This window comes from Streptomyces parvus (assembly GCF_014648875.1).
Lineage (GTDB): Bacteria > Actinomycetota > Actinomycetes > Streptomycetales > Streptomycetaceae > Streptomyces > Streptomyces parvus.
This window is the reverse complement of the sequence record NZ_BMRY01000006.1, coordinates 344,501-365,243: the sequence shown is the minus strand read 5'-3', so window position 1 is coordinate 365,243 and position 20,743 is coordinate 344,501. Positions and strand designations below refer to the sequence as shown.

General features: G+C 73.1%; 19 protein-coding genes. 10 read left to right on the top strand and 9 right to left on the bottom strand.

The window, feature by feature from the left end:
* The first annotated feature begins 164 nt into the window (after positions 1-164).
* Entirely contained in the window at positions 165-428 is a 264-nt protein-coding gene (locus tag IE140_RS20915; protein ID WP_006123458.1) for a hypothetical protein, read from the top strand.
* Positions 429-497: 69 nt separating this feature from the next.
* Here the strand turns inward: IE140_RS20915 and IE140_RS20910 are convergent, their stop codons facing one another.
* The 4 genes from IE140_RS20910 to hmgA all read right to left on the bottom strand — a co-directional run bounded on the left by IE140_RS20910 (position 498) and on the right by hmgA (position 5,365).
* Positions 498-1,694: a CaiB/BaiF CoA transferase family protein gene (locus IE140_RS20910; RefSeq protein WP_150193169.1), complete on the bottom strand. Its 1,197-nt coding sequence runs from the start codon at positions 1,692-1,694 to the stop codon at positions 498-500.
* Between the two features lie 69 nt (positions 1,695-1,763).
* Positions 1,764-3,062 (bottom strand): type ISP restriction/modification enzyme, encoded by a 1,299-nt coding sequence (locus tag IE140_RS20905; protein ID WP_150193170.1) that lies wholly within the window; start codon positions 3,060-3,062, stop codon positions 1,764-1,766.
* Between the two features lie 114 nt (positions 3,063-3,176).
* A complete protein-coding gene (locus IE140_RS20900) occupies positions 3,177-3,986 on the bottom strand; it encodes a GntR family transcriptional regulator (RefSeq protein ID WP_093442808.1) in 810 nt (269 codons plus the stop codon).
* Between the two features lie 59 nt (positions 3,987-4,045).
* Entirely contained in the window at positions 4,046-5,365 is a 1,320-nt protein-coding gene (gene hmgA, locus IE140_RS20895; protein ID WP_150193171.1) for a homogentisate 1,2-dioxygenase, read from the bottom strand.
* 329 nt (positions 5,366-5,694) lie between these two features.
* On the opposite strand from hmgA, the gene IE140_RS20890 reads away from it, so the two are divergent.
* From IE140_RS20890 to IE140_RS20875, 4 genes are all read left to right on the top strand, one after another.
* Positions 5,695-6,270 (top strand): TetR/AcrR family transcriptional regulator, encoded by a 576-nt coding sequence (locus IE140_RS20890; protein WP_150193186.1) that lies wholly within the window; start codon positions 5,695-5,697, stop codon positions 6,268-6,270.
* Positions 6,271-6,464: 194 nt separating this feature from the next.
* Positions 6,465-8,690, top strand: a complete 2,226-nt coding sequence (locus IE140_RS20885) for a molybdopterin oxidoreductase family protein (RefSeq protein WP_150193172.1) — start codon at positions 6,465-6,467, stop codon at positions 8,688-8,690.
* A 139-nt stretch (positions 8,691-8,829) separates the two neighbouring features.
* Positions 8,830-10,275 (top strand): CitMHS family transporter, encoded by a 1,446-nt coding sequence (locus IE140_RS20880; protein ID WP_150193173.1) that lies wholly within the window; start codon positions 8,830-8,832, stop codon positions 10,273-10,275.
* On the top strand, positions 10,275-11,570 hold the full coding sequence (locus IE140_RS20875; protein WP_150193174.1) for an MFS transporter: 1,296 nt from the start codon (positions 10,275-10,277) through the stop codon (positions 11,568-11,570). The genes IE140_RS20880 and IE140_RS20875 overlap by 1 nt, the downstream gene beginning before the upstream one ends.
* On the opposite strand, the gene IE140_RS20870 is transcribed toward IE140_RS20875, so the two are convergent.
* Positions 11,485-11,994 carry a DinB family protein gene (locus IE140_RS20870; protein ID WP_189460613.1) on the bottom strand — a complete coding sequence of 170 codons (510 nt, stop codon included), beginning with the start codon at positions 11,992-11,994 and terminating at the stop codon, positions 11,485-11,487. The two genes, IE140_RS20875 and IE140_RS20870, sit on opposite strands and share 86 nt — an antisense overlap.
* Before the next feature lie 273 nt (positions 11,995-12,267).
* Between IE140_RS20870 and IE140_RS20865 the strand changes: the two genes are divergently transcribed.
* Entirely contained in the window at positions 12,268-13,662 is a 1,395-nt protein-coding gene (locus tag IE140_RS20865; RefSeq protein WP_150193176.1) for an aldehyde dehydrogenase family protein, read from the top strand.
* 55 nt (positions 13,663-13,717) lie between these two features.
* Entirely contained in the window at positions 13,718-14,797 is a 1,080-nt protein-coding gene (locus tag IE140_RS20860) for a Zn-dependent alcohol dehydrogenase (protein ID WP_093444417.1), read from the top strand.
* Here IE140_RS20860 and ppk2 read toward each other — a convergent pair.
* From ppk2 to IE140_RS20840, 4 genes are all read right to left on the bottom strand, one after another.
* On the bottom strand, positions 14,794-15,852 hold the full coding sequence (ppk2, locus tag IE140_RS20855; protein WP_150193177.1) for a polyphosphate kinase 2: 1,059 nt from the start codon (positions 15,850-15,852) through the stop codon (positions 14,794-14,796). The two genes, IE140_RS20860 and ppk2, sit on opposite strands and share 4 nt — an antisense overlap.
* Positions 15,821-16,774, bottom strand: a complete 954-nt coding sequence (locus IE140_RS20850) for a DMT family transporter (protein ID WP_032767484.1) — start codon at positions 16,772-16,774, stop codon at positions 15,821-15,823. The genes ppk2 and IE140_RS20850 overlap by 32 nt, the downstream gene beginning before the upstream one ends.
* Before the next feature lie 160 nt (positions 16,775-16,934).
* Positions 16,935-17,666, bottom strand: a complete 732-nt coding sequence (locus IE140_RS20845) for an ArsR/SmtB family transcription factor (RefSeq protein ID WP_150193178.1) — start codon at positions 17,664-17,666, stop codon at positions 16,935-16,937.
* A 14-nt stretch (positions 17,667-17,680) separates the two neighbouring features.
* Positions 17,681-18,379, bottom strand: coding sequence for a TetR/AcrR family transcriptional regulator (locus IE140_RS20840; protein WP_032767481.1), 699 nt, complete (start codon positions 18,377-18,379; stop codon positions 17,681-17,683).
* A gap of 76 nt (positions 18,380-18,455) precedes the next feature.
* Here IE140_RS20840 and IE140_RS20835 point away from each other — a divergent pair, with 76 nt between their 5' ends.
* The 3 genes from IE140_RS20835 (at position 18,456) to IE140_RS20825 (ending at position 20,742) form a co-directional block, all read left to right on the top strand.
* Entirely contained in the window at positions 18,456-19,607 is a 1,152-nt protein-coding gene (locus IE140_RS20835) for an acyl-CoA dehydrogenase family protein (RefSeq protein WP_150193179.1), read from the top strand.
* A gap of 98 nt (positions 19,608-19,705) precedes the next feature.
* On the top strand, positions 19,706-19,996 hold the full coding sequence (locus IE140_RS20830; RefSeq protein WP_010070249.1) for a YiaA/YiaB family inner membrane protein: 291 nt from the start codon (positions 19,706-19,708) through the stop codon (positions 19,994-19,996).
* Between the two features lie 104 nt (positions 19,997-20,100).
* Positions 20,101-20,742: a TetR/AcrR family transcriptional regulator gene (locus IE140_RS20825; RefSeq protein WP_150193180.1), complete on the top strand. Its 642-nt coding sequence runs from the start codon at positions 20,101-20,103 to the stop codon at positions 20,740-20,742.
* Position 20,743: the final 1 nt, after the last annotated feature.

Sequence of the window (20,743 nt, the reverse complement as noted above, 5' to 3'; positions counted from 1 at the left end):
TGCCGAACTGCCCCAAGTCGCCCTGGAATCGCGCGGATTCGGTAACGGGCCGTCAACCTCCGTATATGTGTGCGCAATCGTGTGGCCGGGATACACGGGTGTCACCGCGGGGCGATAGGGTTAACCTGCCCGGACCGGGTGCCCTCGTACGGGTGGGGAGTGACATGGAACAGATAACGGTGCGAAGCAGGCCGCGTGTGCCTGCCATCACATGCGGGAGCGGTGCGACCAGTACGCGCCTCGACCGCCATCTCGCGGTGCTCGGCGGCCCCGTCGTCCCGCAGCGCGAAGCGGCCGAAGCGACGCTGCTCATGCGTGAGCTGACCTCGCGTGACGCCGCGCACACCCGCCGGAGCAGGAGCGCCCGCGTGTCGCTCTTCGCCCCGCTGCGGCGACTGCGGCGCTCGCTCTTCGGCAGCCGCCGCTGACCCACGGCCCGGCTCGCCCGGCCCCAGGGCCTTCCGCCCCAGCCGTCCCGCCGCTCGGGACGGACCAGGTCAGGCGATCACCCTGTCCCGGCGCAGCACCGATGTCTGCTCGTCCGTCATCCCCAGGGCTCGCAGCAGCGCATCGGTGTGCTCGCCCAGCGCCGGTACGGCACCCATCCGTGGATCCGCGCCGCCCGGCAGTGTGATCGGCGGCAGCAGCGCCCGCAACGGCCCCACCGGTGAACCCACTTCCCGCCACCGGTCGCGTGCCGCGAGCTGCGGATGCGCCGCCACATCGGCCACCGTGTTCAGCCGGGCGCAGGCGATGCCCGCCGCCTCCAGACCGGCCAGCGCCTCCTCGCCCGTCAGGCCCGCCAGCGCCCGGCCCACCGCGTCGTCGGTCCGCTCCCGGTTCGCGGTCCGCGCCGCGTTCGTCGCGAAGTCCGGGTCCTCGGCCAGCTCGGGCCGCCCCAGCACCTGCTCCGCCAGCCGCCGCCACTCCCGGTCGTTCTGCACGGAGAGCAGCACCTGCTCGCCGTCGGCCGTGGCGAAGGCGTCGTACGGGGCGATCACCGAGTGCGCGAGACCGGTGCGCGGCGGGGGTGTGGCCCCGTGCATCCCCTGGTGCAGCGGGTGGCCCATCCACTCGGCCAGCGCGTCCAGCATGGAGACCTCCACCGGTCCGCCCCGCCCGGTGGCCGACCGCCGCAGCAGCGCCGCGAGCACCCCGGAGAACGCGTACATCGCAGCCGCGATGTCGGCCGCCGGAACGCCCGCCTTCACCGGTTGCTCCGCCGTCCCCGTCACCGAGACGAGCCCGGCCTCGCACTGCACGAGCATGTCGTAGGCCCGCTTGTGCGCGTACGGCCCCTCCGCCCCGTACCCGGAGATGTCGACGGCCACCAGCCGCGGGTGCGCGGCGCAGAGCGAGGCGGCGTCGAGCCCGAGCCGGGCCGCCGCCCCCTGGGCCAGATTCTGGACGAACACATCGGCCCCGGCGACGAGTTCACGGACGACCGCGAGGCCGCGCGGGTCCTTCAGATCGACGGCCAGGGACTCCTTGCCCCGGTTGCACCAGACGAAGTGCGAGGCGAGGCCGCGCGCCGCCGTGTCGTAGCCGCGCGCGAAGTCGCCGCCGTCCGGGCGCTCCACCTTGATGACCCGGGCTCCGAGGTCGGCGAGCTGCCGGGTGGCGAAGGGGGCGGCGACCGCCTGCTCGACGGCCACCACCGTGATGCCGTCGAGGGGGAGGGGCAATGTGTTCATGACCCCGTGCATACCCGCTGACCGGCGCTTTCGCCACCCTCCGCCGCCCCGAGCCCTCAGGGCCTGTCGCTACAGCAGGGCGAACTGCCCCTCCGGGCCCTCCTCCTGGTGGCCGAGGACGGATGCCGGGCGCCGCGCCGAGGCCGGGACCGGCAGCACCCCGGCGGCCCGCAGCTCGGCGGGACCGATCAGCGGCCCCTTCTCCAGCGCTCCCCGCAACTCCTTCCGGGGGCCCGCCGTGCCGTCCAGCAGAGCGAGTACGGTGATGAGTTCGAGCAGCTCCGAGGTCCACTCCCGGGGCCAGCCGCGCGCCCCGACCGCGTCCAGGCCGTCCGCGGCCGCGCCGTCCGGCCCCCGGCCCGCCGCAGCCGCCGCCCGGCGGCCGAACCAGAGCTCCAGCACCCGCACCCCGCCCACCGCGAACTCCCAGGCCTCAGCGGGCACCGGCGAGATCCGCCCGTCGCCGACGATCAGCGCCTCGTCCCCGGCGTCGTACGACAGCTCCGTGGGACGGGCGGGGAGCGCCGCCCGCACATAGGGCCTGCGCCCGCCCGGCAGCCGGGGCCGCTCCCCGCCCCGGGCCCCGCGCGACTGGAGCCGCAGCAGCTCCCGGCCGAGCGCCACCCCCTGCGACCACACCGCCCCGTCGGCCGGCAACGGGACCCGGGGCCCGGTCGCGGAGGGCCGGGCGGCGGCCAGGATCCAGGCCAGCACCGCTTCCGGGGTGAACGCGTCCGGCTCCGCGCCGCCGCTGCCGCCGAGCCGCCCCCGCAGCAGGTCCAGGAGGCCCGGCGCGAGGTTGGGTTCCGTGCCCCCGGGCCTGCGGTGGAGCGGCCTGATCCGGCCGGGCCGACCGGCGGGGGAGTGCCCGTCGGGCAGCAGCGCGGTCACGGACAGGGCGGGCCCGGCGTCCTCGGGGGCGGAGCTGTGTTCGACGGCGAAGAGCTGCTGCCCGTCGGCGACCCGCCACAGCTCCGGACGGGCCGCGTCGATCAGCCGGTGGTCGGGGAGCAGCCACTGTTCGTCGTAGGGGCCGTGCAGGATCCGTACGGGGTCGGGGCAGGGGCCGGGCTCCCGGGCGAAGCGGGCCGTGCCGGTCGACTGGCCGGGCAGAGCCGCGACCGAGGTGTGCGGCGTACGGGAACGAGTGGGCGCGAACAGCCGTTCCTGCTCCGCGGCCTCGGCACCGGCCAGCCGCTCCCAGCGGGCCCGGAGCGCCACGGGGTCGGGGCCGCTCACCCAGGCGCGGCCGGTTCGGAGCGGGCGTACGGACCACGGCATCAGCTCGTCCAGGGAGACGAACGCGTCCAGCGGCGAGGACTCCGTGTCCCCGCCGGATCCGGCCGCCGCCGTCCTGCGCGCTGCCACCGAGCCGTCCCTCCCCTGTCCGCCACTGACCTGACCGCGGTGACCTGTCGGCCGTGACCTGTCGGCCGTGGCCCTTCGCATCGTAACGGCGGGCGGAGTCCGCGTGGGGCGGGGTCAGTGCGCCTCCACCGTCACGGAGAAGGAGAACCGGTCGCCCCGGTAGCGGATCCGGGCCACGTCCACCACGCGCCCCTCCTCGTCGTACGTCACGCCCGTGTAGTGCAGGATCGGGCTGAGCAGCGGGACCTGGAGCAGTTCGGCGGTGACGGGGTCGGCGAGGCGGGCCTCCACGGTGTCGGTGATCCGGGAGATCCTGACCCCGACGACATCGCGCAGGACCTTGGTCATCGGCCAGCGTTCGAGGTCGGCCACGTCGATCCGGGCGGCGATGTCCGGGCGCACCGCGTTCTCCGCCCAGTTGGTGGGCTCGTCGCTCTCGCCGTCGCGGCGCAGCCGCCGGTAGCAGGTCACCTCGTCGCAGTCCGGGAAGTACTCCGCGAGATCGCCGGGGAGCGGGACCGGGCCGTGGCCGAGCACGGTCGTCGCCTCGCCGGACTGCTGGGCCACGATCGCGTCGACCGAACCCAGCAGCCGGACCGGGGAGACCCGCCGGGCGCGCGGCTCGATGAACGTGCCGCGCCGCCGGTGCCGGCTGATCAGCCCCTCCGTCTCCAGCTCCTTGAGCGCCTGGCGCATCGTGAGCACGCTGACCCCGTAGTGCGCGGCCAGCTGTTCCTCGGTGGGCAGCCGGGCGGAGGCGTCCTGCGGGCGGCCCAGTATGGAGGCCCGCAGGGACTGGGAGACCTGGTACCAGAGCGGCAGCTTCCGGTTCAGGACGAGGGAGTCGGGGGCGAAGGCGGGCGGATGGCGCGGCTGTTCCGCCGTACCGCTGTCCGCCCCGGCCCGCTCATGGCTCTCGGTCATGTCGTCCCCGTCCCCGTCCCGTCCCGTTTCCGCTCCTGCGGGCCTCCCGCGCCCGTCGGCTACGGACGGAAGTTGCGGCTCAGACCCTGCCACACGTCGTCGTAGCCGCGCTGCAGATGACCGGCGGACGCCGCCTGCTCCGTCGCCGTGACCGGCCAGCGGGTCTCGAACATGAAGGCCAGACCGTCGTCGATCTTCTGCGGCTTCAGCTCCGCCGCGCTCGCCCGGTCGAAGGTCTCCCGGTCCGGGCCGTGCGCCGACATCATGTTGTGCAGGGAGCCGCCGCCGGGGACGAAGCCGTCGGCCTTCGCGTCGTACGCCCCGTCGATCAGGCCCATGTACTCGCTCATCACATTGCGGTGGAAGTACGGCGGGCGGAAGGTGTCCTCGCCCACCAGCCAGCGCGGGGCGAAGACGACGAAGTCCACCCCGGCCAGCCCCGGGGTGTCCGACGGCGAGGTCAGCACAGTGAAGATCGACGGGTCGGGGTGGTCGTAGCTGATCGTGCCGATCACGTTGAACCGGCGCAGGTCGTAGACGTACGGGGTGTGGTTGCCGTGCCAGGCCACCACATCGAGCGGCGAGTGGTCGTACGTCGCCGACCAGAGGTTCCCGCAGAACTTGTTGACCACCTCCACCGGGCCCTCGTGATCCTCGTACGCGGCGACGGGGGCCAGGAAATCCCGGGCGTTGGCCAGGCCGTTGGCGCCGATCGGGCCGAGGTCGGGCAGGGCGAACGGGCGGCCGTAGTTCTCGCAGACGTAACCGCGCGCGGTCTCCTCCAGCAGCTCCACCCGGAAGCGGACCCCGCGCGGGATCAGCGCCACGTGGCCCGGTTCGGCGCGGAGCAGGCCCAGCTCGGTACGGAGCAGCAGCCCGCCGCGCTCCGGGACGATCAGCAGCTCGCCGTCGGAGTCGCTGAACACGCGGTCCGTCATCGAGGAGTTGGCGTGGTAGAGGTGGATCGCCATCCCGGCGCGCTGCGCGGCGTCGCCGTTGCCGCCGAGCGTCCACAGTCCGCCCAGGAAGTCCGTGCCGGGCGCGGGGTCGGGCAGCGGGTTCCAGCGGAGCCGGTTCGGGTCCGGCACGGTCTCGGTGAACGGGGCCGACCGCAGGGCGCCGTTGTCGATACGGGTGAACGCCGGGTGGGCGGCCGAGGGGCGGATCCGGTAGAGCCAGGAACGGCGGTTGTCCGCGCGCGGCTCGGTGAACGCGGAGCCGCTCAGCTGCTCCGCGTACAGCCCGAGGGGAGCGCGCTGGGGAGAGTTGCGGCCGTGCGGGAGCGCCCCCGGCACCGCCTCCGAGCTGTGCTCGTTGCCGAAGCCGGAGGAATACGTCAGCCCCTCGGCCGCCTTCCTCGCCTGGTCGATCGCGCTCATCCCGCACTCCCGGTGCCCAAGAAAGCCCTCGGATCCGCCGGACGACGAATCCTATGCACCACCGTAGGAATAGGAGCGGGGCGCGTCAACGGCACACATCGGGCCATTCGGTGCGTGTGCCTGTGCCTGTGCCTGTGCCTTGCGTGTGCGTGTGTCTGTGCCTGCGGCTGCGCCTGTGGTCTCAGTCCTTGCCGTCCTTGATGTCCGCCCGCTGCCTCTGGTGTCCGGCCCGTGCGCGGGGCACGGGGTGTCCGGCCCGTGTGCGGGGACGGCATCATGGGCCCGTGCCTCCTCAGCCCCATGTCACCCCGAACCTCCGCCGCGCCCCCGTGCAGCAGCGCAGCGCCGACCGGCTGGCCCGGATACTCGACTCCTGCGCCGGCCTCCTCGACGAGACCGGTTACGAGCAGCTCACCACCCGGGCCGTCGCCGAGCGCGCCGAGGTGCCGATCGGCTCCGTCTACCGGTTCTTCTCCAACAAGCGCGCGCTCGTCGACGCCCTCGCGCTGCGCAATCTGGACGCCTACGCCGACCGCATCGCCGCCCGGCTCGCCGACCTCCCCGCCTCCGACTGGCGCGCCGCCATCGACGCGGTGCTCGACGAGTACCTGGCGATGAAGCGGAGCGTCCCCGGCTTCGCGCTCGTCGACTTCGGGCCGCCGTTCCCGGTCGAGAGTGCGTCGGACGACGCCAACCGGCGGCTGGCGGACCGGCTCGCCGTCCTGCTCGCCGGGCACCTCGGCCGGCGGCCCGACGAGGGGCTGTCCCGGGCGATCCTGGTGAGCGTCGAGGCCGCCGACGCCCTGCTGCAGCTCGCCTTCCGTACGGATCCCTCGGGGGACGCGGACATCATCGCCGAGACCCGGACGCTGGTCACGTCCTATCTCGCCCACACGCTCGACTGAGCGGCGGCCCTCCGCTCTCCCCTTCTCCTTCGCCCTCCTCCGTACGACACCTCCTCCTTTCGCTCTCCTCCGCACGACACCTCCCCCCCATGCGTACCGGTCGGTATGCTCACCAGTGCCGGGGATCCCGGGCTCCCACGCCCCGCCCGGCCCATGTCCGCGTGCCGTCGCCGCAGCTGCCCCGGGGAGGGCCCATGTCCCACGACTCCCGCACCGCACCGCGTATCTGCCCCCTCTGCGAGGCCACCTGCGGCCTCACCCTCACCATCGAGGGGACCACCGTCACCGGTGCGCGCGGCGACCGCGACGACATCTTCAGCCGGGGCTTCATCTGCCCCAAGGGGGCCTCCTTCGGAGGGCTCGACGCCGACCCCGACCGGCTGCGCGTCCCCCTCGTGCGCGGCGAGGACGGGGAACTGCGCGAGGCGGCCTGGGGCGAGGCGTTCGACCTGATCGCCGCGCGGATACCGGAGCTGGTGAAAGCCCACGGCCCGCAGGCCGTCGGCGTGGTCCTCGGCAACCCCAACGTGCACACGATGGCGGGCTTCCTCTATCCGCCCCTCCTGCTCGGGGCCCTGCGCACCCGCAACGTGTTCACCGCGAGCACCCTGGACCAGATGCCCAAGCACGTCTCCAGCGGCCTGCTCTTCGGTGACGCGCACGCCATCCCCGTTCCGGATCTCGACCGCACCGGCCATCTCCTGCTGATCGGCGCCAACCCGCTGGAGTCCAACGGCAGCCTCTGTACCGCCCCCGACTTCCCCGGCCGGCTCAAGGCCCTTCGCCGGCGCGGCGGCACCCTCACCGTCATCGACCCGCGCCGCACCCGCACCGCCCGCCTCGCCGACCGGCACGTGGCGATCCGGCCCGGCGCGGACGCGCTGCTGCTGGCAGCCGTCGCGCACACGCTCATCGACGAGAAGCTCGCCGACCCCGGGCCGCTCGCCGAGCACCTGGACGGCCTCGACGAACTCGACGCCGCCCTCGCGGACTTCACCCCGGACGCGGTCGCCGCCGCCTGTGACGTGGACGCGGACACCATCACCGCCATCGCCCGCGAACTCGCCGCCGCCCCCACCGCGGCCGTCTACGGGCGCATCGGCAGCTGCACCGTCGAGCACGGCACCCTGGCCAGCTGGCTGGTGGACGTCCTCAACATCCTCACCGGCAACCTCGACCGGCCCGGCGGCGCGCTCTTCCCGCTCTCCGCGACCGCCCGCGCACCGCGCGCCGCCGGGCCCGGAACGCGTAACACCGAACCCGGGACCCGTAACGCCGCCCCCGGCAAGGGCTTCGCGCTCGGCCGCTGGTCGAGCCGGGTCTCCGGGCACCCCGAGGCCAAGGGCGAACTGCCCATCGCCGCCCTCGCCGAGGAGATCGACTCCCCGGGCGAGGGCCGTATCCGCGCCCTGGTGGTCATCGCGGCCAACCCCGTGCTCTCCGCGCCGGACGGCGACCGGCTCGACGCGGCCCTCGCCGACGGGCTCGACTTCATGGTCAGCGTCGACCCGTACCTCAACGAGACCTCCCGCCGCGCCGACGTCGTCCTGCCCCCGCCGCCGCCCTCGCAGAGCGCCCACTTCGACTTCGCGTTCAACAACTTCGCCGTCCACAACCAGGTCCGCTACACCCGCGCCGCCGTCCCCCTGGAGGACGGGCGGATGGACGAGAGCGAGATCCACGCCCGGCTGATCCTCGCGGTGAGCGGCATGCACGGCGCACCGCCCTCCGCCGTCGACGACCTGGCCGTCGACACCGCCCTCACCCGGGCCGGAGCCCCCAAGGAGCTGGCCGCCGAACTCACCGGCGAGAGCGGCCCCGAACGGCGACTGGACCTGCTGCTGCGCCTCGGCCCGTACGGGCTGACGCTTCAGCAACTCCTCGCGAACCCGCACGGCATCGACCTCGGCCCGCTGAAACCCCGCCTCCCGGAGGTCCTGCGCACCCGCTCCGGCCGCGTCGAACTGCTCCCGGAGCCGATCGCCGCCGATCTGCCGCGCCTGCGCCGGGCGCTGGGCGACCGGCCCGCCCCGCTCGTCCTCGTCGGCCGCCGCCATCTGCGCTCCAACAACAGCTGGATGCACAACGTCGGCTCGCTCGCCGGCGGGTCCAACGTCTGCACCCTCCAGATCCACCCCGACGACGCGGCCCGCCTCGGTCTTGCCGACGGGGACACCGCCCGCATCGAGTCCTCGGGCGGCGGCATCGAGGCGCCCGCCGAGATCACCGACACCGTGCGCAGCGGGGTGGTGAGCCTCCCGCACGGCTGGGGCCACAGCCGCCCCGGCACCCGGATGTCGGTCGCCGCCGCCCACCCCGGCGCGAACGTGAACCAGCTCCTCGACGGCACGCTCCTGGATCCGCTGTCCGGCACCGCCGTGCTGAACGCCATCCCGGTCTCCGTCACCCCAGCTCAGTAGCACTACCCCGTTGACCTGGGGTTTTGCTCGTATTGCTCACGCGTCAACGTCTTGTTAACTCTTCGAGGGGGCCCCTAACGTCATCCGGACCGACCGCCGAGACCGGTGGGAGTTCAAGGATGAACGTTAGGTATCCCCCATGCTGACAATCCTCGGCTTCGCCATGATCGCGACCTTCCTGGTCCTGATCATGACGAAGAAGATGTCGCCGATCGCGGCGCTGGTACTGATCCCCGCACTCTTCTGTGTCGCCGTCGGGCAAGGAGCCCAGCTCGGCGACTACGTGATCGAAGGCGTCGGCAACCTCGCCCCCACCGCCGCCATGCTGATGTTCGCCATCGTCTACTTCGGCGTGATGATCGACGTCGGCCTGTTCGACCCGATCGTCCGGGGCATCCTGAAGTTCTGCCAGGCCGACCCGATGCGCATCGTGGTCGGTACGGCGGTGCTCGCCGCGATCGTCTCGCTGGACGGCGACGGCTCCACCACCTTCATGATCACCGTCTCGGCGATGTATCCCCTCTACAAACGCCTGAAGATGAGCCTGGTCGTGATGACCGGCGTCGCGGCCACCGCCAACGGCGTGATGAACACCCTGCCGTGGGGCGGCCCCACCGCCCGCGCGGCCACCGCCCTCAAGCTGGACGCCTCCGAGATCTTCGTACCCATGATCCCGGCGCTCGCCATGGGCCTGCTCTCCGTGTTCGTGCTGGCGTACGTGCTCGGTATCCGGGAGCGCAAGCGCCTCGGCATGCTCACCCTCGACGAGGCCCTCGCCCGGGAGCCGCAGCCGGAGCCGGAGACCGTGTCGGCCGGCACCGGCACCGGCACCGGCGGCAAGGACCGCCTCCGCAAGGGCACCGGAGCCTCCGCGAGCGGTACGGGAGATGTGCCCGGGACTTCCACCGGCGGTACGGAGAACGAGGACGGGGACGACGAGGAGTTCCAGGGCCTCGACCCCGACCGGTCCACGCTCCGCCCCAAGCTCTACTGGTTCAACGCCGGACTCACCGCCGCACTGCTCACGGCAATGATCATGGAGCTCATGCCGATCCCGGTGCTCTTCCTCCTCGGTGCGGCCCTCGCGCTCACCGTCAACTTCCCCCACATGCCCGACCAGCGGGCCCGGATCGCCGCGCACGCCGACAACGTGCTCAACGTCTCCGGCATGGTCTTCGCCGCCGCCGTCTTCACCGGGGTCCTCACCGGCACCGGCATGGTCGAGCACATGGCCGACTGGGTCGTCGGCGCGGTCCCCGAGGCGATGGGCCCGCACATGGCCATCGTCACCGGTCTGCTCAGCCTGCCGCTCACCTACTTCATGTCCAACGACGGCTTCTACTTCGGCGTCCTGCCCGTCCTCGCCGAGGCGGGCGCGGCCCACGGGGTCTCGCCGCTGGAGATCGCCCGCGCCTCCCTGGCCGGTCAGGCCCTGCACATGTCCTCGCCCCTCGTCCCCGCCGTGTACGTCCTCGTCGGCATGGCGAAGGTCGAGTTCGGCGACCACACCCGCTTCACCGTCAAGTGGGCCGTGCTCACCTCCCTCGTGGTGCTCGCGGCGGGCGTCCTCTTCGGCATCATGTGATGGCCCGACGACCGCGATCCGGGCCCGGCAGGGGCTGGCTGCTGCGCCTCGTCATCGCCTTCGCCTTCGCGCAGGGGGCGGTGTCGATGGCGCGGCCCGCCGTCTCCTACCGGGCCCTCGCGCTGGGCGCGGACGAGACGGCCGTCGGCGTCATCGCCGGGGTGTACGCCCTGCTCCCGCTGTTCGTCGCCGTACCGCTCGGCCGCCGCACCGACCACGGCCGCTGCGCGCCCCTGCTGCCGCTCGGCGTCCTCCTGATCTCCGGCGGTTGCGCGCTCAGCGGCCTCGTCTCCTCGCTGCCCGCGATGGCCGCCTGGAGCGGGGTGATGGGCCTCGGCCACCTGTGCTTCGTGATCGGCGCCCAGTCGATCGTGGCCCGGCAGTCGGCACCCCACGAACAGGACCGCAACTTCGGGCACTTCACCATCGGTGCCTCGCTCGGCCAGCTCATCGGCCCGATCGCGGCGGGCGCGCTCATCTCCGGACAGGGCGGAGCCCTCGGCCGTACGAGCGCGCTGGCCCTCCTCGTCTCGGCCGGGGTCTGCGCGGTCGCCCTCACCTCGCTCTGGCGCATCGAGCACCGCCGCACGACCGGCACCCGGCCGCGGGCCGAGGGCAAGGTCCCCGTCCGGACGATCCTCGGCGCGCGGGGCGTCCCCGCGGGCATCCTCATCAGCATGGCGGTGCTGTCCGCCACCGACATCCTCACCGCCTACCTGCCGGTCGTCGGCGAGCACCGCTCCATCGCGCCGGCCACCGTCGGCCTGCTGCTGAGCCTGCGGGCCGCCGCCACGATCGCCTGCCGACTCGTGATGACACCGCTGCTGCGGCTGCTGGGCCGCCGGGCCCTGCTGACCACGAGCTGCCTGCTCGCCGGACTCCTCTGCGCGGGTGTGGCACTGCCCGTCTCCGTCCCGGTCCTCGCCGTGATGCTGGCGGTCCTCGGCTTCTGCCTCGGTGTCGGCCAGCCGCTGTCCATGACCACGGTCGTCCGCGCCGCCCCCGACGGGGCCCGCTCCACCGCACTCGCCCTCCGCCTCACCGGCAACCGGCTCGGCCAGGTCGCCGCCCCCGCCGCCGCGGGGCTGATCGCGGGTGCGGTGGGGGTGGCGGCCCCGTTCGTGCTGCTGGGCGTGGGGCTGATGGGCGCGGCGGGCCTCGGCCTGCGCGGCGAGGGCGGTAAGGAACAGGTGTCCGCCGACGAGGCGGTCAGCGACCGGTCGAACCGTCGATCAGCTCCCGGAGGATGTCCGCGTGACCGGCGTGCCGCCCGGTCTCCTCGATCAGGTGGGTGAGGGCCCACCGCACGCTGGGGGCGGGCTTGTCCGGCTGCGTCCGGGGCAGCGGTGCGCCGAGGTCGGCGCACCCGTCGAGTACGGCGTTCGCCTCCGCGACCGCCTCCCGGTAGCGGGCCACGACCTCGGCCACCCCGTCCTCGGGGGCGGCGTGGAACGTCGACGGCCAGTAGGTGACACGGTCCCCGAGGAAGGTGGCCCGCTCGACGAAGGCCAGATGGTGGAGCAGGCCCAGCAGGTTCGTGCCCGACGGCACCCCGGCGGCCCGGGCCGCCGGATCGGGTGCGCCCTCGACCTTCGCGGCGACCGACGCGCGCAGGTAGTCGAGGAAGCCGCGCAGCACCTCCGCCTCGCTGTCGCCGGTCCGGGGCGGCGGGGTGTCCCGGCGCCGGGAGAGGGGGCGGGAACGGGGTGCGGCGGTCATGGCGCCTCCTCGGGTCAGGGCGGTGCGGGTGCGGGTCCGTCGGGCTCGCCGGTCTAGTCCCAGTCTTGTCCGGTCGGCCGCCGCCGGGGCAAGGGATCATGCCGTTCCGGCAAGTCGCCCCGGTGGCGATACGGTGCGACGGCGTGACCGGTGTCTCGGAAGGCTCCCTGGCGCCGGAAAACTAACGGCGCTAGTTTGGGCGGGTGCGACGTGCGCCCCGCGCCCGCCGCACGGCTTCGGCGCTCCGCACAGCATGTCCGGGAGGAAACAGCCATGCAGGCCCATGACCAGATGTACATCGACGGCGCGTGGCGGCCCGCCGTCGGCCGGGACACGATCGCGGTCGTGAACCCGGCGGACGAGCAGGTCATCGCCCACGTACCGGCAGGGACGGCGGAGGACGTCGACGCGGCGGTGCGGGCCGCGCGCGCCGCCTTCCCCGCCTGGGCCGCGACGCCGCCCGCCGAGCGCGCCGCCCGGCTCACCGCGCTGGCCGACGCGCTGGCCGCCCGCAAGGACCTGCTGGCTGAGACGATCACGGCCGAGCTGGGCTCGCCGCTGCCGCTGTCGCAGATGGTCCACGCGGGCGTGCCCGTGCTGGTGGCCGCCTCGTACGCCGAACTGGCCGCCCGCCACGCCTTCGAGGAGCGGATCGGCAACTCCACCGTGCTGCTGGAGCCGGTCGGCGTGGTCGGCGCGATCACCCCCTGGAACTACCCGCTCCACCAGATCGTCGCCAAGGTCGCCCCCGCCCTCGCCGCCGGCTGCACCGTCGTCCTCAAGCCCGCCGAGGACACCCCGCTCACCGCCCAGCTCTTCGCCGAGGCCACCGAGGCAGCGGGCCTTCCCCCGGGGGTCTTCAACCTCGTCACCGGCCTCGGACCGGTGGCCGGGCAGGCGCTCGCCGCCCACGAGGGCGTCGACCTGGTGTCGTTCACCGGCTCCACCGCCGTCGGCAGGCAGATCGGTGCCACCGCCGGGGCCGCGGTCAAGCGCGTCGCCCTGGAGCTGGGCGGCAAGTCCGCCAATGTGATCCTGCCCGGCGCGGACCTCGCCAAGGCGGTCAACGTCGGCATCGCCAACGTGATGACCAACTCCGGCCAGACGTGCAGCGCCTGGACCCGGATGCTGGTGGACGCCGAACGGTACGACGAGGCCGTGGAGCTGGCGGCGAACGCCGTCACCAAGTACGTGGCCGGGGAGCGGGTCGGCCCGCTCGTCAACGCCAAGCAGCAGGCCCGGGTGCGGGGTTACATCGAGAAGGGCGTCGAGGAGGGGGCCCGGCTGATCGCGGGCGGCCCGGACGCGCCGCTGGAGACCGGCTACTACGTCAGCCCGACCGTCTTCGCCGACGTCACCCCGGACATGACGATCGCCCAGGAGGAGATCTTCGGCCCGGTGGTCTCGATCCTGCGGTACGAGGACGTGGACGACGCCCTCCGGATCGCCAACGACACCGTGTACGGGCTCGCCGGAGCCGTGTGGGCCGCGGACGACGAGGAGGCGGTGGCCTTCGCCCGCCGGATGGACACCGGGCAGGTCGACATCAACGGCGGGCGCTTCAACCCGCTGGCCCCGTTCGGTGGTTACAAGCAGTCGGGGGTCGGCCGCGAGCTGGGCCCGCACGGTCTGGCGGAGTACCTCCAGACGAAGTCGCTCCAGTTCTGACCCCCGTATCCCATTCCTCGTCACGCGCAACTCGTAACTCCTAAGGAGCCTGTTCGTGGTCCGCGCCGCCGTACTGCCCGCCGTCGGAGCTCCGCTGGAGATCGCCGACATCGTCCTGCCGGAGCCCGGCCCCGGCCAGGTGCGGATCGGTCTCGCCGCCGCCGGGGTCTGCCACTCCGACCTGTCCCTGTCCAACGGCACCATGCGCGTCCCCGTGCCGGCGGTCCTCGGCCACGAGGGAGCGGGCACCGTCCTGGCCGTCGGCGAGGGCGTCACGCACGTCGCGCCCGGCGACGGCGTCGTCCTCAACTGGGCGCCCTCCTGCGGGGTCTGCTTCCACTGCGGGATCGGCGAGGTGTGGCTCTGCGCCGACGCCCTCAAGGGAGTCTCGCGGCTCCACGCCCGTACGGCGGACGGCACCGACCTCCACCCCGGCCTCAACGTCGCGGCCTTCGCCCAGGAGACCGTCGTCGCCGCGAACTGCGTCCTCCCCGCCCCCGACGGCATCCCGCTGACCGACGCCGCCCTCCTCGGCTGCGCGGTCCTGACCGGCTACGGGGCGGTCCACCACAGCGCCCGGGTCCGCGAGGGCGAGAGCGTCGTCGTCTTCGGCATCGGCGGCGTCGGCCTCGCCGTGCTCCAGGCCGCCCGGATCGCGGGCGCCTCCAAGGTCATCGCGGTCGACGTCTCCCCGGCCAAGGAGGAGCTGGCCCGGCGGGCGGGGGCCACCGACTACGTCATCGCCTCCGACACCGCCCCGCGCGAGATCCGCAAGCTGACCGGCGGCCAGGGCGCGGACGTCGCGGTGGAGTGCGTCGGACGGCCCGCGACCATCCGGGCCGCCTGGGAGTCCACCCGCCGAGGCGGCCGTACGACGGTCGTCGGAATCGGCGGCAAGGACCAGGAAGTCACCTTCAACGCCCTGGAGATCTTCCACTGGGGCCGGTCCCTGACGGGCTGCGTCTACGGCAACAGCAACCCGGCCCAGGACCTGCCCGTCCTCGCCGACCACATCCGCGCGGGCCGCTTCGACCTGTCGATGATGGTCACCGAGCACATCGGCCTGGACGGCATCCCCGCCGCCTTCGACAACATGATCGCGGGCAAGGGCGGCCGGGCGCTCGTCGTCTTCTAGTACTCAGTTGTCCGGGAGGTCGAGGCGACCGGCCCCAGCAGCCGGGCGTCCATCTCGCCCTCCTCGAACAGCCGGGAGGCCGGGCCCACGATCAGCGGGTCCGGCTTCCCCACCGCCTCCGGGTCCTTGCCGGGATAGTCGAAGCGGTCCAGCACATGCCGCATCGCCTCCAGCCGGGCCCGCTTCTTGTCGTTGCTCTTCACCACCGTCCAGGGCGCGTCGGCCGTGTCGGTGTGGAAGAGCATCAGCTCCTTCGCCTCCGTGTACTCGTCCCACTTGTCGAGCGAGGCCAGGTCGACGGGGCTCAGCTTCCACCGCCGTACGGGGTCGATCTGCCGGATCATGAACCGGTTGCGCTGCTCGTTGCGGGAGACGGAGAACCAGAACTTCACCAGGTGGATGCCGTCCCGGGCGAGCATCCGCTCGAACCCCGGCGCCTGGTGCATGAACTCCAGGTACTCGCGGGTCGTGCAGAACCCCATCACCCGTTCCACGCCCGCCCGGTTGTACCAGGAGCGGTCGAACAGGACGATCTCCCCGGCGCTCGGCAGATGCGCCGCGTACCGCTGGAAATACCACTGGGTGCGTTCGCGCTCGGTCGGCTTCTCCAGCGCCACCACCCGCGCGCCACGCGGATTCAGGTGCTCGGTGAACCGCTTGATCGTGCCGCCCTTGCCCGCCGCGTCCCGGCCCTCGAAGAGGATCACCAGCCGCTCGTCGCGCTCCTTCACCCAGTGCTGGAGCTTCAGCAGCTCGATCTGGAGCGCCCGCTTGGCCTTGTCGTAGTCGCGGCGGCGCAGCTTGCGGTCGTACGGGTAGTCCTCGCGCCAGGCGTCGCGGGCGTGGCCCTCCGGCGTCACGAGGACCGGATCGTCGTCCCCGCTGTCGACCACGCCGAAGCCGTCCAGACAGGCCCCGCCGTGACGCGCGGCCTCGGAGCCGTCGGGATCCGCGGGGGCGGTCGCCCCGGAGCCGCCGGGGGCCGCGGGCGGCTTGGCGCGGCCCGCTCCGCCCTTGGCTCCGTTACGTCCGTTCCGCTTGGCGCTCCTGGTCATGACGGGATCCCTCCACCGGCCGGGCCGGATTTCCGCGTGTGGGCCCAGTCTGCTGACGGCTCCGGGAGACCGCCACCCCGGCCAGGCACAGCACCCCGCCGACGATGCCGAGCGGCGTCGGCACCTCGTCCAGGAGCACCCACGCCATCCCCACGACCAGCGCCGGGACAGCGTACGTGGTCGCGCCCATCTTCCCCGCGGTGGTCCGGGCCAGCGCGTAGCCCCAGGTGGTGAAGGCCAGCGCGGTCGGGAAGACGCCCAGGTAGACCATGTTCAGGGTGGCGGACAGCGGGGCGTCGGCGGCCTCGGAGACCAGCACCCCGGTGAACGGCAGACAGGCGACGGCCCCGATCAGGCAGCCGAAGGTGTTGATCTGGAGCGAGGAGCCGTGCGCGAGGGCCGGCTTCTGGCTCACCACGCCCGCCGCGTACGCCACGGCCGCCAGCAGGCACAGGGCCACGCCCAGCACGGAGGAGCCGCCGTGCCCGGACATCGCGAGCCCCACCACGACCGCGCCCGCGAACGAGACGCCCATCCCCAGCAGCAGCCGGCGCGGCAGCCCCTCGCCGAGCATCCGGGCGCCGAGCAGGGCGATCAGGATGGGCCCGATGTTCACGAGCATCGCGGCCGTTCCGGCGTCGACCTCCTGCTCGCCCCAGTTCAGGGCGACCATGTACAGCCCGAACCACAGCACTCCCGAGGTGATGATCCCGGGCCAGGCGCCGCGCCCCGGGAGGCCTTCCCGGCGGACGATCAGGATCGCCCCGAGCACCAGCGTGCCCGCCAGCAGCCGGCCCAGGGCCAGCGCGCCGGGGGAGTAGGCCTCGCCCGCACTGCGGATGGAGACGAAGGCGGAGGCCCACAGCACGACGGTGGTGCAGGCGGCGGCGGGGGCGCGCCAGGGGTGGGTGGTCGTGGTCATGGCCACGACCGTAAAGCCGAAACGCTTCGGCCCCCACCGAATTGTCGATCCCCGTCAATCGACGCCCCCTTCCCGCTCGTCCGGCTTCTGAGGACGGAGCCCCGCCACGCTCAGCCCGTCGGGCTGGAAGAGCTCGGGGCCGTCCGCAATCGGCCGGGCGTCAGTCCGGGAGCGGGTCGGGCGCCAGGCCCAGGCGGTCCGACAGGGCTCGGGCTCCCGCCGAAGTCACCCGCACCGCCCGCCCCGACCCGAACCGCTCGCACCACCCCGCCTCCAGCACATGCGCGCACAGCGCCGCCCCCGCCGCTCCCGCCAGATGTGGCCGCCGCTCCGTCCAGTCCAGGCAGCCCCGCACCAGGGGGCGCCGCCCGGACCGGTCCAGGGGGATGCCGAGCGCGTCGAACCACTCCAGGCCCGCCTCGGTCAGCGCGAACCCGGTGTCCTGCCGCAGCAGCCCCCGTACGGTCATCGCCTCGGTGATCCGGATGCCGAGCCGCCCGGCGAGATGGTCGTAGCAGGTACGCCCCCGGGCCAGCGCACTGCCGACGCTCGCCGCCCGCAGGGACCGGGGCGCCTCCGGCCCGCCGGGCATCGCCTGCGACGCCAGCTCCTCCACCAGGTGCGCCGCCCGCTCGCCGGCCAGCCGGACATAGCGGTGGCGGCCCTGCCGTTCCTCGGCGAGCAGCCCGCCCGCGACCAGCCGTCCCAGATGCTCACTGGCGGTGGACGGGGCGACACCGGCGTACCGGGCCAGCTCACCGGCGGTCCAGGCCCGCCCGTCCAGCAGCGCCAGGCAGAAGGACGCGCGGGTCTCGTCCGCGAGGAGGGCTGCCAGCGCGGCGAGGCGCCCGGCGGTGGAGTCGTGCGGCCGCGGCCGGGGAGAACGGTCCATACGTCCAGGGTGCGTCACGGACGGTTCGGCGCCGGCCGAACCGTCGCCGTGGCGTCGCCGTCGCCGCCCACCGGCCGCGCGTACTGCTCGTACTGGATCGCCAGCCCGTCCAGCAGCGCCCGCAGCCCCGTCTCGAAGGCCCCTTCGTCGACCTGGCGGCGGTGGTCGGCCAGCAGATGGGCCTGGCCGAGGTGCGGGTAGTCGGCGGGGTCGTAGGCGGTCTCGTCGTCGACGAAACCCCCGGCGAATGAGCCCAGTGCCGAGCCGGTGATGAAGTACCGCATCAGCGCCCCGATCCGGGTCGCCTGCGCGGGCGGCCACCCCGCCCCCACCATCGCCCCGAACACCGCGTCGGCCACCCGCAGTCCCGCCGGGCGGCGGCCGGGCCCCCGGGCGAGCACCGGCACGATGTGCGGGTGCGCTGCGAGGGCGGCCCGGTAGGACAGCGCCCAGTCGTGCAGGGCCGCACGCCAGTCGCGCGGGTCCGACTCCTCGAACATCGACAGATCGACCTGTACGGAGACCGCGTCGGCGACGGCGTCGAGGATCTCCTCCTTGTTGCGGAAGTGGTTGTAGAGCGAGGGCCCGCTGACCCCCAGCACGGCCGCCAGCCGACGGGTGGAGACGGCGTCGAGCCCCTCGGCGTCCACGAGCGCGCTCGCCGCCCCGACGATGCGGTCTCTGCTGAGGAGGGGCTTGCGCGGTCGGGCCATGCGGCTCATAGTAGGCCCTGCGAACCGGAAACTAGCAGTGCTAATTAAGCGATCGTGGGAAGCGGGGTGGCGCACGATGGACCTGGCGCTCAGCGAGGAGCAGGAAGCCGTCCGGAAACTGGCCGAGGACTTCGTCGCCCGCGAGGTCACCCCGCACGTCGTCGCCTGGGACCGGGCCGAGAATGTCGACAGGTCGATCGTCGGCAAGCTCGGGGAGCTCGGCTTCCTCGGGCTGACCGTCCCCGAGGAGTACGGCGGCTCCGGCGGAGACCACCTCTCCTACTGCCTGGTCACCGAGGAGCTGGGACGCGGCGACTCCTCGGTGCGCGGCATCGTCTCCGTATCGCTCGGCCTCGTCGCCAAGACCATCGCGTCCAGGGGCAGCGAGGAGCAGAAGCGGCAGTGGCTGCCCCGGCTCACCTCCGGCGAGGCGATCGGCTGCTTCGGCCTCACCGAGCCCGGCACCGGATCGGACGCCGGGAACCTCCTCACCAGGGCCGTCCGCGACGGCGGTGACTACGTGGTCAACGGCACCAAGATGTTCATCACCAACGGCACCTGGGCCGATGTCGTCCTGCTCTTCGCGCGGACGAACGACAGCCCCGGCCACCGGGGCGTCTCCGCCTTCCTCGTTCCCACCGACACCCCCGGCCTCACTCGCCGCACCGTCCACGGCAAGCTGGGCCTGCGCGGCCAGGCCACCGCCGAACTGGTCCTCGAGGACGTCCGCATACCCGCCTCCTGCCTCCTCGGCCCCGAGGGCAAGGGCTTCTCCCTCGCCATGTCCGCCCTCGCCAAGGGGCGCATGTCGGTCGCGGCGGGCTGTGTCGGCATCGCCCAGGCCGCCCAGGACGCGGCCGTGCGCTACGCCGGTGAGCGCGAGCAGTTCGGCAAGGCCATCGCCCGCCACCAGCTCGTCCAGGAACTGCTGAGCGACATCGCCGTGGACGTGGACGCCGCCCGGCTGCTGACCTGGCGGGTCGCCGATCTGATCGACCGGGGCCAGGACTTCGCCACCGCCGCCTCGAAGGCCAAGCTGTACGCCTCCGAGGCCGCCGTCCGCTGCGCCAACAACGCCCTCCAGGTCTTCGGCGGCTACGGCTACATCGACGAGTACCCGGTCGGCAAGCTGCTGCGGGACGCCCGCGTGATGACGCTCTACGAAGGCACCAGCCAGATCCAGAAGCTGATCATCGGCCGCGCGCTCACCGGCGTCTCCGCTTTCTGACCGGTGGCAGAGCTCGTACGGGTGTCTGAGTACGGGCCTGGGCCGGCCTGAGTAGGGGCGCGGATGTGGCGTGCGCCACCTCGGCCGATGCTGGGCCCATGAGTGACACGACATCGGTCAAGCAGCAGAGCACCGCAGCCTTCTACGTCCAGGCCGTGGCCTCCTTCATGGTGGCCATCGGCGCGGTCGCCTTCGGTATCTTCTTCCTCGACGCCGACGCCTGGGTGCGCGGATTCCTCGCCATCGGCGTGCTCTACCTGGTGACGTCCTGCTTCACGCTCGCCAAGGTGATCAGGGACCGCCAGGAGGCCGGCCAGATCCACAGCCGCGTCGACCAGGCCCGGCTGGAGAAGATCCTCGCCGAGCACGACCCGTTCCAGAAGCTCTGACCCCGTGACGCCGGCCGGACAGCCCCTAAGCGCTTGCTCAGGTTCGGGGTATGGTGTTCGTCCTGTTGACGGAGAGTCCTGTTGACGGAGAGGGGTCCTGGGCGATGAGTGCGGCGGAGGAGACGACCGGCGAGGACACGCCGTGGGGCGAGGTCACTCCCGAGGCGGCCAGGCGGCTCCTCGTCGCCGCCGTGGACGCCTTCGCCGAGCGCGGGTACCACGCGACCACCACCCGTGACATCGCCGGCCGGTCCGGGATGAGCCCGGCCGCGCTCTACATCCACTTCAAGACCAAGGAAGAGCTGCTCCACCGGATCAGCAAGATCGGCCACGAGCGGGCGCTGCACGTCCTCGACACCGAGGCGGACCGGGACGGCACGGCCGCCGAACGGCTCGCCGGAGCCGTCCGCTCCTTCGTCCGCTGGCACGCGGAGCGCCACACCACCGCCCGGGTCGTGCAGTACGAGCTGGACGCGCTGGGCGAGGAGCACCGCACCGAGATCGTCGCGCTGCGGCGCAGGAGCGACGCGGTGGTGCGCCGGATCATCAACGAGGGGGTGCGTGACGGCGAGTTCGACGTCCCCGACGTGGCCGGCACCACCCTCGCGGTGCTGTCCCTCTGCATCGACGTGGCCCGCTGGTTCAACGCCCAGGGCAGCCGTACGCCCGACGAGGTCGGCGAGCTGTACGCCGACCTCGTCCTGCGGATGGTCGGGGCCCGTACGGCTTCGGGGCGGAAGCAGTAGG